Genomic DNA, 9,107 nt, shown 5'->3' with positions numbered 1-9,107 from the left:
AGCAATTTTGTTTACAATGGGTATAAGTGGACCGAAGCCCATTACCTGGAACCAATTGCGGTACAACATTTAATTATTACGGCTAATGCTGGTGACATCAATACATCGGCCATTTACCAAAACCCAGGTTGGCCTACGGTGGCAAATTTGGGTGCTCAATAAACATTACTAAATTGCTAACAAGTCGCTTAACAGGTGACTTGTTAGTTTTTATGCATTTTACAAAGTTGATAGCGATTGTAGGGATAAATCTTTATGAACCAGAACAATTGTTTACGACAGCAGGTTATAACTATCGCATATTTATGAGTAAAACTTTCAATACAGCATGTGTAGCCGCCTTTTTTTATGTGCTTGCCTTTACAGGCTGCACACCACAAGAAGTGCTGGTTGATGTGAGGGGAGGCCGCACTTGTGGTAACATGCCGACGGTACGTTTTGCGTCGCAACAGTTCCCGGTTGCTACTTCAGGCGGTCTGGCAGATACTACCGGCATGGCCTGGATCCCAGCCCCGGATAAAGGTTTCTGGATGGATAAAACTGAAGTGACTAATGCCCAGTTTCAGCAGTTTGTGGAGGCCACCGGTTATGTAACCACTGCAGAAAAAATACCGGATTGGGAAATATTGAAACAGCAGTTGCCTGCTGGTACTCCTAAGCCACATGATAGCATTTTTGTGGCTGCTTCGCTGGTCTTTACGCCTACTACCAAGGCTGTGCCACTGAATGACCCATCCCAGTGGTGGACATGGAAAAAAGGTGCTCACTGGAAACATCCGCAAGGCCCGGGAAGCAACCTGAGCGGCAAAGAAAACTACCCGGTTGTACACGTATCCTGGGATGATGCAAATGCTTATGCCACCTGGGCGGGAAAGCGGCTGCCTACAGAGGCGGAATGGGAATTTGCCGCCAGAGGTGGTAAAAAGGAGGCGCGCTACCCATGGGGCAGTGAGCCTGTTGAAAGTGGGTTGCCAAAAGCAAACACCTGGCAGGGGAGCTTCCCGTACCAAAATACAAACTGGGATAATTCAATAGGTGCAGCAGCGGTGATGTCGTATGCGCCAAATGGTTATGGCCTGTTTGATATGGCGGGGAATGTTTGGGAATGGTGCGGTATATCGGAAGCTGTACTCAGAGGAGGCTCATTTCTGTGTAATTCCTCGTATTGCGAGGGGTACAGGGTAACTTCACGAATGGAAACTTCACCGGATTCCGGATTAGAACATACTGGTTTCCGCTGCGTGCTGGATTAAAAAAGCTAGATTACCACCCCGCTGCGGTTCCCATGCAGCTTCTATTATGTACGTGGAAACAACGCAACTGACACAGCTTTCGCACGCATATCATCCGGCAATGCTTGGATGATATGCGTGCGAAAAGCGAGCCTGAGCCGTCGAAACCCTGGACAGTAGTGAAGCTGCACTCGAAGGCATGTAAAAGAACAGGGGCAATTAATCGTCTTAATTGCCCCTGTTTTTATTTAAACTCAGATGTTTTATGGAATTCAATATCCGGATAATCACGCATGGTCATGTTGATCATGAAGTCATTATCTGCTAAAAACACATTGTTGCCATCTTTATCCTTGGCAATATGTTGTTGTTTACGTTTCAGAAATTCTTCCAGTTTGGTCTTGTCTTTTGAGGTTACCCAATTCGAACGGCCATAGGTTAACGTTCTGAAGCTTGCTTTTGCACCATATTCGTGCTCCAATCGGAAAGCGATTACCTCAAATTGTAATTCGCCCACAGCACCAACGATCTTACGGTTACCTGGCTGTTGTGTAAATAACTGTGCAACGCCTTCCTCGGTAAGCTGCTGTATGCCTTTCTCCAGCTGTTTGGTTTTTAAAGGATCTCTGTTCTCTACTTCCTTAAATATCTCAGGAGAGAAGCTTGGAATGCCTTTAAACTGCAATTGTTCTCCTTCAGTTAAGGTATCGCCGATTTTAAAGTTACCGCTATCGTATAAACCGACTACATCGCCTGGCCAGGCTTCTTCAACTATGCTTTTCTCATTGGCCATAAAGTCCATGGGGTTAGAAAACTTTAGTTTCTTTCCCTGACGGGTATGATAGTAAAATTTGTTACGTTCGAATTTACCGGAGCATACCCTTAAAAAGGCGATACGGTCACGGTGCTTAGGATCAAGGTTGGCATGGATCTTAAATACAAAGCCTGTGAAATTTTTCTCAGCTACCATTACCTCACGTTGTTCCGCTTCGCGGCTTCTCGGACTTGGGGCAATTTTGATAAAGGTATCCAGTAGTTCTTTAATCCCGAAGTTGTTAATAGCACTTCCAAAAAACACCGGGGCTAATAAACCTTCAGTGTACATGCTTGGATCAAGGTCGCCATAAACACCATGTACCAGTTCAAGGTCGCTTTTCAGGCCGTCCAATTCTTGTGGTTTCAGGAAATTTTCGAGGTTTTTATCATCCAGGTCACTTACTTCAATGACGTTGGTCGCAATCTTGGTTTTATCAGGCTCAAAAAGATTAAGGTGGCGGTTATAGATACTATAAACCCCTTTAAAGGTATGTCCCTGACCAATTGGCCAAGATAATGGACACAGGCTGATGTTTAATTTAGTTTCAATTTCATCAAGCAGGTCAAAGGCATCCTTACCCTCACGGTCCATTTTATTGATAAAAATGATTACCGGAGTGTTACGCATCCGGCAAACGGCCATCAGCTTTTCGGTTTGTTCCTCTACACCTTTCACACAGTCGACCACCAAAATAACACTATCTACTGCTGATAAAGTTCTGTAAGTATCTTCAGCGAAATCCTTGTGACCTGGCGTATCTAAGATGTTAATGCGTTTCCCGTTGTATTCAAAGCCCATTACGGAGGTAGCAACAGATATACCACGTTGCTTTTCAATCTCCATAAAATCTGAAGTATTGCTTTGGTTAGCTTTGTTCCGTTTTACCGCACCTGCGGTATTAATGGCCCCTCCAAAAAGTAAGAACTTTTCTGTTAATGTAGTTTTACCAGCATCGGGGTGACTTATAATGGCAAATGTTTTTCGTTTTTCTATTTCTGGGTGAATCATAAAAAGTTAAGCATGTATGCTTGAATGAGGCTGCAAAGGTAAATATAATATATAAAAGAAAAACCGGCCATTTACGGCCGGCTTCGCCGTTTTATACTTTTACTATCCTCGGTTGCTTCTGGAAGAGCGGCTTCCGCCTGATGCTTCTCCACCTCCGCGGCTTTCATTATTTTGTTGTTGTACTTGAGGACGAGGAGCACTCTGCTGTTGCTGACGACTTCGTTCCTGCGCTTGTTGTTGCTGCTGAACTTGCTGCTGGCGGCTACGTTCCTGTTGCTGCGCTTGCATTTCCTGAACACGTTGTGACCGTTCTGCTTGTGCTCGTGTAGCTGCCTGCTGCTGGCGTTCACGTTCCTGTCCCTGCAATTGCTCTGCACGTTGTGTACGTTGCGTTCTCGCTGGCACATTTCCCTGCTGCTCCATAGTTCTTTGCTCACCTTGTAATACTCGCTCACGGCTACGTTCAGCGCGTGGTGTAGCAGATGTTTCTGTGCGGGTTGTACCTCTTTCTACAGCAGTACGGCTGGAACGGCTCTCTGCGTTGTTACGTGTGTTTGCTTTCCCGTCACGGTTCACCACGTTTCTGTTATTACTATAAGTACTTTCAGGTACTACAGTTCTTGGAGCAGGCGTACGGTTACTGTTATTGTCGGAATTTCTATTAGAACGTGGGTTATAAATATTAACGGTATTGTTCGAAATGGTCGATCTTCCAGCGCGGTTGCTGCGGTTTACATTGTATACGGTAACATCGCGGTTTGTGGCACGTCTGATGTCATCACGTCGAGGACCGGTAAAGTAGGTGTGTTTGTTTCGTTGACCAACATAATTGATAATGGTGGTTTGTTGAAATATGTTAACGTTACCATAACCACGGTACCTTGGGAACCTGTCGTAATAGATGTTCCTTTGTGGCACAAATACCCACCATGAATGCGGGATGTCATAATAACCACCACCACCGATATTAACGTTGATGTTGATGCCCGGGCCAAGTGGTGCCCAGCCGAAATAGCCACCACCGCTTCTCCAGGTTACCCATGCAGGGCCCCAAACGGTATCTGGTATCCATACCCATTCATTGTAGCGGTTATTTACCCATCTTCCGTAGTGGAAAGGTGCCCAACCCCAGTCATAATCTGATACCCATGTATTGCCATATTCGGTCATTACCCAACGGCCATCGGTGTAATAAGGTCTGAAATCACGTTGATCTACATCCGGACGCCATACATAACCGTATTCGCGGTCTTGTATCCAGGTTCCGTAGGGTGATAGTTCATCGTAAAATGTTTGCAGTGATACATCGTAATCCTGCGCAGTAGCTTTCTGTGTGGTTCCGGCTAGCAGGAGTATAAGTCCTAAAACGAGTACCGGTAGTTTGAACAAGTTTTTCATGTGTGTGTGTTTAAGTTATCCGACGATCACTATACCTATTGGAGTTCCAAAAATGGAAATGGTTTAATTATGTATGAAATATATTGATAGTGAGCGGGGTGAATGCCTAACTATATTTGCCTGGTTAGTCAATATACAGTTAAATGTTCTTTTGAACGAAGATACAATTTACAAAATTTTGAATAAAAAACCAAACCGCTTTCTCTTTCCCCATAATTATTCATTTCTTTTGTATGCAATAGCGGTTATGTCTATCATCTTATGATAGTTTCATGACCAATAAACAATTATACAGATCAATGAAAAAAGGCACCTTATACTTAGTACCTGTTCCTTTAGCAGAGCATGCAACCGCCAAATCTTTTACCCCTTACCTGGTGGATACTATCAATGCAATAGATACTTATATAGTAGAAAATGAAAAAACAGCCCGTAAGTTTTTAAAAGAAGCGGGATTAAAACGCCCACAGAGTGAGTTAGTGATTCACGACTATGGTAAACATAAACGTGCCGCTTCGCTGGTTCCTTATTTTAAGGAGCTGATGACCGGAAAAGATGTGGGTTTGATGAGTGAGGCAGGATGCCCGGGTATCGCTGATCCAGGTGCTGATATCGTTGCAGAGGCACACAGAAGAGGCATAACCGTAGTTCCATTGGTAGGGCCAAACTCTATTCTGCTTGCTTTAATGGCCTCTGGTTTTAACGGCCAAAGTTTTACTTTTCATGGCTACCTGCCTATAGACAAAGTAGAGCGTGGTAAACGAATTAAAGAACTGGAGCAAACTGCCGCAAAGTACAAACAGACGCAGATATTCATGGAAACCCCTTTCCGCAATAATTCTTTGTTAGATGATGTATTGAAAAATGCAGCACCACAATCGTTGTTGTGCATTGCCTGCGACCTGACTGCCGAAACAGAATTTGTAAAAACGATGTCCATTGGACAATGGAGACAGGAAAAGATAGACCTACATAAAAGACCGTGTATATTTGTGTTATACAGGCTATTTTAAAGGATTAGCGGTACATATTTTTACCGTCCATAAAAGCGATAACAGAATCGGGCACTAAATATTGTACATTTTTTTTCTGCTGTATCGCTTTGCGGATAAAGGTAGAAGAGATGTCCATTTGTGGCGTTTCTGTCATAATCACAGAGGGATGGTTTTTCCATTCCTCTACTTCAACACCCGGCCGTGGGTACACATAAATTTCATAATTTTTAAGAATCACCTCATAGTTCTTCCATTTTTTGAAAGAGCTCAGGTTGTCAGCACCCATAATAATGGCAAATTCCCGTTCAGGATATTTTTCATGGAGGTGGGTGAGGGTATCAATGGTGTAAGAGGGCTGTGGTAATCCGAATTCAATGTTGCTCACTTTGAGGTTGCTTGAATTTTCGGTAGCCAAACGGGCCATCTCTAAACGGTCGTACATATTAGACAGGCCTTTTCTGTTTTTCAAAGGGTTATGCGGCGATACGACTAACCAAACCTCGTTAAGCGCCGTATAATTTGCCATGTAATTGGCGATAACCAGGTGACCAAGGTGCACCGGATTAAATGATCCAAAAAAAAGGCCTGTCTTCATGAATGTATTTAAGGATTAAGGCTTATTAATGAAATCACTAACCAGTTTTTCGGCTTCTGCACAGGCTGTTTCCAAGTCATAGTTTTTTAGTACAACATCAAACTTATCGGCATATTCCAGTTCTTTTTCAGCTTTAATGAAACGTTCTCTTAATTTCGAATCGCTGTCTGTACCACGGCCTGTTAAACGCTCCTTTAAAACTTCAAGGGAAGGAGGTTGCACAAAAATAGCCAGGGCATTTTCTTCGTATTTACGCTTTAAACGTAGACCGCCTTCTACATCGATATCAAAAATAACGTGTTTGCCTTCATCCCAGATCCTTTGGATCTCAGAACGTAAGGTGCCATAAAATGTACCGTTATAGACCTCTTCAAATTCTACAAATTCCTGATGGGCAACTTTGTGCAGGAACGCTTCCTTAGAAATAAAGTAATAGTCCTTTTCGTGCATTTCGTCGCCTCTCGATTCTCGCGTAGTGGCCGAGATGGAGAAACTAAGGGAAGGGAATTTTTTTAATAAGTGTTTTACGATGGTGGTTTTTCCAGCACCGGAAGGGGCTGAGAATATAATTAATTTACCTTGTGTCATTTGCGTATCCATGCTGCTACAATACGTTAAGCAGTTGTTCTTTAATCTTTTCCAATTCTTCCTTCATGCCAACAACCAGCTGCTGTATCTGTGCATCATTTGCTTTTGCACCCATGGTATTGATTTCTCTACCAATTTCCTGGGAGATAAAGCCTAGCTTTTTACCATTAGTATCAGAGCCGTTTAAGGTCTCGATAAAATAGTCGCAATGACTTTTCAGGCGGATACGTTCCTCGGTGATGTCAAGCTTGTCTATATAATAGATAAGTTCCTGCTCCAGACGGTTCTGATCGATATTGATCTTTACCAGGTTTTCTTCCAGAAACTGGTTCAGGCGTGCCTTCACCTGGGGAATACGTAGTGGCGCTAATTCTTCGACTTTTTCAAAAAAACCAAGGATATTTTTTATACGAAGTTCAAGATCTGCTTTTAACACATTGCCTTCCATTACCCTGAACTGGTTGAAATTAGCCAGTGCATTAAAGAAAGTATTTTGCAGAATAGGCCAGTCTGATTCTTTGCCTTCCTCTTCAGTGTAGTTGATCACTTCGGGTAAAGCCAGGGCAGCCTGTAATAAGTTTGTAGAATTTGCCCCTAAAGTTTCGTTTATGGCGGCTAATTGATTGTAATATTTAGTAAGGAGTTCTGTGTTGATCTGGGCACCTTTTAATTGCTCATCGGTACGTTCAACATTAATAGACACGTTAACTTTACCTCTTTCAATGTCCTTGCTGCAAAGGTTACGTAAAAATAATTCCTTCTCATTATAAGCTTTGGGAAGCTTTAAGCTGAGTTCTAAAAACTTACTGTTTAAAGATTTGATCTCTACAGAAAATTTAACATTTTCATGATCGGTAGAGGCCAGGCCGTAACCTGTCATTGATTTTATCATGTGCAAAGATATAATTTATTGTTTAATCGTTGAAAGTATGCGTGTTATTCCTTTGTTAGATTTAAGATTTTTTAACATATTCCCTGAATAACAATGCCTATTTTTGTGGTTATATCTTTTAAATATGAACGTGAAACTCACCTGTATTATCTTTTTTTTAGTGTTTACTAGCGCTGTTTTTAGTTCTGCAGCACAGGAAACAGGTATTATCAGAGGCGTAATCATGGAAAAGGGCACGCAGAGCCGTGTTGCCGCCGCGGAGATTTATAATAAAAAAAATAAGGTGACGGTAAGAAGTGATGATTTTGGTTTATTCCAGATCAATGCCCATCCAGGCGATACGCTGTTGGTTTACAAACAAAGTTATGCAGATGCACAGCATGTTATTCCGTCTGTAAAGGATGTGGTTATTTACTTAGATCGTGGAACAACACTAGCTGAAGTAAACATATACGGAAAAAGTAAGAGACAGGAACTGAATGAAGTAAAACAGGATTTCAGGGATAAAGGCTCTTATTATGGTGGCAAGCCGCCAGTGCTTTCCTATATATTTACGCCACTAACAGCCATATATGAACTGTTTGGCCGTACGCCTAAAAATGCAAGGAGATTTAACAAGTATTACAATACCGAGCTGCAGCAAACGCAAATAGACGGTTATTTCAATGAATCGTTGATTAAACAACATACCGACCTAAGCGGTAAAGAGCTGGAGGACTTTATGTTAAATTACAGGCCGGAGTATGAAACCGCAAAAAACTGGTCGGAATACGATGCACTGAAATACATCAGGGAATGCTATAAAAAATATAAAGACACGCTTAATAAGTAAACGTATTATAGAGAAAGTGCCTCGCAGGTTTTCTCTGCCGCCTGTTTTTCCGCGTTTTTCTTGTTGTAGTCTCTTCCTATACCATAACTTTCGCCGTCTATAACTGCCTGGATGGTAAAAAGTTTAGGGCTATCACCTTCAACGTTCGACACCAGGTCGAATGTAACGTCTTTTCCATGACGCTGGCACCATTCGATCAACTTGCTTTTAAAGTTGGTTTCTGTAAGCTCTAAGGTGTGTACGTCGATATATGGCTTAACAATACGTTTAAGCAGGAAATCTTTGGTGAAGTTATAGCCTTTGTCTAAATAGACGGCACCTACAAGGGCCTCAAAGGCATCGCCAAGCATCGAGTGATTTTTGGTGGATACATTGACCATTTTTTGGTCAAAAACCAGAAGCTGGTCAAATCCCATCTTCCGGGCAAGCTGGTTTAAGTTTACCCTGTTCACGATTTTAGAGCGCATTTCTGTTAGGAAGCCCTCTTCTTTATAAGGGTAAGCCTTAAAGAGCAGTTCGGCAATAACAGCCCCTAGAATAGCATCGCCTAAAAATTCAAGGCGTTCATTGCTGCTCTTACTGCCATTCTTTAAAACTTTCGCTACAGACCGGTGCCTGAATGCCATTTTATATAAAACGGCATTACCAGGCACAAAGCCTAAAATGTTTTTCAGCTTTTTAATAAACTCCCTATCACGAGATAAGTGGAGTTTATAGAAATTTAATAATGGCATTAATTAGTAAAAATCA

At 42.3% G+C, this 9,107-nt stretch carries 9 protein-coding genes; 3 read left to right on the top strand and 6 right to left on the bottom strand.

Annotated elements, in window-relative coordinates; all coding sequences use genetic code 11:
* Nucleotides 1-305: 305 nt before the first annotated feature.
* Entirely contained in the window at nucleotides 306-1,253 is a 948-nt protein-coding gene (locus ACR2F3_RS00555) for a formylglycine-generating enzyme family protein (protein WP_432708031.1), read from the top strand.
* 223 nt (nucleotides 1,254-1,476) lie between these two features.
* Here ACR2F3_RS00555 and ACR2F3_RS00550 read toward each other — a convergent pair whose 3' ends face one another.
* Together ACR2F3_RS00550 and ACR2F3_RS00545 are read right to left on the bottom strand one after the other, a co-directional pair.
* The gene (locus ACR2F3_RS00550; protein ID WP_432708030.1) at nucleotides 1,477-3,057 is read right to left on the bottom strand and encodes a peptide chain release factor 3; all 1,581 of its coding nucleotides are present in this window, start codon (nucleotides 3,055-3,057) and stop codon (nucleotides 1,477-1,479) included.
* 102 nt (nucleotides 3,058-3,159) lie between these two features.
* Nucleotides 3,160-4,455 carry a DUF6600 domain-containing protein gene (locus ACR2F3_RS00545; RefSeq protein WP_432708029.1) on the bottom strand — a complete coding sequence of 432 codons (1,296 nt, stop codon included), beginning with the start codon at nucleotides 4,453-4,455 and terminating at the stop codon, nucleotides 3,160-3,162.
* Between the two features lie 299 nt (nucleotides 4,456-4,754).
* On the opposite strand from ACR2F3_RS00545, the gene ACR2F3_RS00540 reads away from it, so the two are divergent.
* Nucleotides 4,755-5,468, top strand: coding sequence for an SAM-dependent methyltransferase (locus ACR2F3_RS00540; RefSeq protein ID WP_432708028.1), 714 nt, complete (start codon nucleotides 4,755-4,757; stop codon nucleotides 5,466-5,468).
* 4 nt (nucleotides 5,469-5,472) lie between these two features.
* On the opposite strand, the gene nadD is transcribed toward ACR2F3_RS00540, so the two are convergent.
* Genes nadD through ACR2F3_RS00525 form a run of 3 tightly spaced genes read right to left on the bottom strand, consistent with a single transcriptional unit; the run spans nucleotide 5,473 to nucleotide 7,513 of the window.
* The gene (gene nadD / locus ACR2F3_RS00535) at nucleotides 5,473-6,045 is read right to left on the bottom strand and encodes a nicotinate (nicotinamide) nucleotide adenylyltransferase (protein WP_432708027.1); all 573 of its coding nucleotides are present in this window, start codon (nucleotides 6,043-6,045) and stop codon (nucleotides 5,473-5,475) included.
* A 15-nt stretch (nucleotides 6,046-6,060) separates the two neighbouring features.
* Nucleotides 6,061-6,633, bottom strand: coding sequence for a guanylate kinase (gmk, locus tag ACR2F3_RS00530; RefSeq protein ID WP_432708033.1), 573 nt, complete (start codon nucleotides 6,631-6,633; stop codon nucleotides 6,061-6,063).
* Between the two features lie 16 nt (nucleotides 6,634-6,649).
* Nucleotides 6,650-7,513 carry a YicC/YloC family endoribonuclease gene (locus ACR2F3_RS00525; RefSeq protein ID WP_432708032.1) on the bottom strand — a complete coding sequence of 288 codons (864 nt, stop codon included), beginning with the start codon at nucleotides 7,511-7,513 and terminating at the stop codon, nucleotides 6,650-6,652.
* A 136-nt stretch (nucleotides 7,514-7,649) separates the two neighbouring features.
* On the opposite strand from ACR2F3_RS00525, the gene ACR2F3_RS00520 reads away from it, so the two are divergent.
* A complete protein-coding gene (locus ACR2F3_RS00520; RefSeq protein ID WP_432708026.1) occupies nucleotides 7,650-8,357 on the top strand; it encodes a hypothetical protein in 708 nt (235 codons plus the stop codon).
* Nucleotides 8,358-8,362: 5 nt separating this feature from the next.
* Here ACR2F3_RS00520 and rnc read toward each other — a convergent pair whose 3' ends face one another.
* On the bottom strand, nucleotides 8,363-9,091 hold the full coding sequence (gene rnc / locus ACR2F3_RS00515; RefSeq protein ID WP_432708025.1) for a ribonuclease III: 729 nt from the start codon (nucleotides 9,089-9,091) through the stop codon (nucleotides 8,363-8,365).
* Nucleotides 9,092-9,107 lie beyond the last annotated feature (16 nt).

Source organism: Pedobacter sp., from assembly GCF_045627485.1.
Classification (GTDB): Bacteria; Bacteroidota; Bacteroidia; order Sphingobacteriales; family Sphingobacteriaceae; genus Pedobacter.
The sequence above is the reverse complement of the archived record's forward strand: the minus strand, read 5'-3'. Positions and strand labels throughout refer to the sequence as shown.

What these genes read in the sequence shown, in the direction of transcription:
- ACR2F3_RS00520 (WP_432708026.1), top strand. Translation starts at nt 7,650, where the DNA reads ATGAACGTGAAACTCACCTGTATTATCTTTTTTTTAGTGTTTACTAGC.
- gmk (WP_432708033.1), bottom strand. Translation starts at nt 6,633, where the DNA reads ATGACACAAGGTAAATTAATTATATTCTCAGCCCCTTCCGGTGCTGGA.
- ACR2F3_RS00540 (WP_432708028.1), top strand. Translation starts at nt 4,755, where the DNA reads ATGAAAAAAGGCACCTTATACTTAGTACCTGTTCCTTTAGCAGAGCAT.
- ACR2F3_RS00545 (WP_432708029.1), bottom strand. Translation starts at nt 4,455, where the DNA reads ATGAAAAACTTGTTCAAACTACCGGTACTCGTTTTAGGACTTATACTC.
- ACR2F3_RS00550 (WP_432708030.1), bottom strand. Translation starts at nt 3,057, where the DNA reads ATGATTCACCCAGAAATAGAAAAACGAAAAACATTTGCCATTATAAGT.
- ACR2F3_RS00525 (WP_432708032.1), bottom strand. Translation starts at nt 7,513, where the DNA reads ATGACAGGTTACGGCCTGGCCTCTACCGATCATGAAAATGTTAAATTT.
- nadD (WP_432708027.1), bottom strand. Translation starts at nt 6,045, where the DNA reads ATGAAGACAGGCCTTTTTTTTGGATCATTTAATCCGGTGCACCTTGGT.
- rnc (WP_432708025.1), bottom strand. Translation starts at nt 9,091, where the DNA reads ATGCCATTATTAAATTTCTATAAACTCCACTTATCTCGTGATAGGGAG.
- ACR2F3_RS00555 (WP_432708031.1), top strand. Translation starts at nt 306, where the DNA reads ATGAGTAAAACTTTCAATACAGCATGTGTAGCCGCCTTTTTTTATGTG.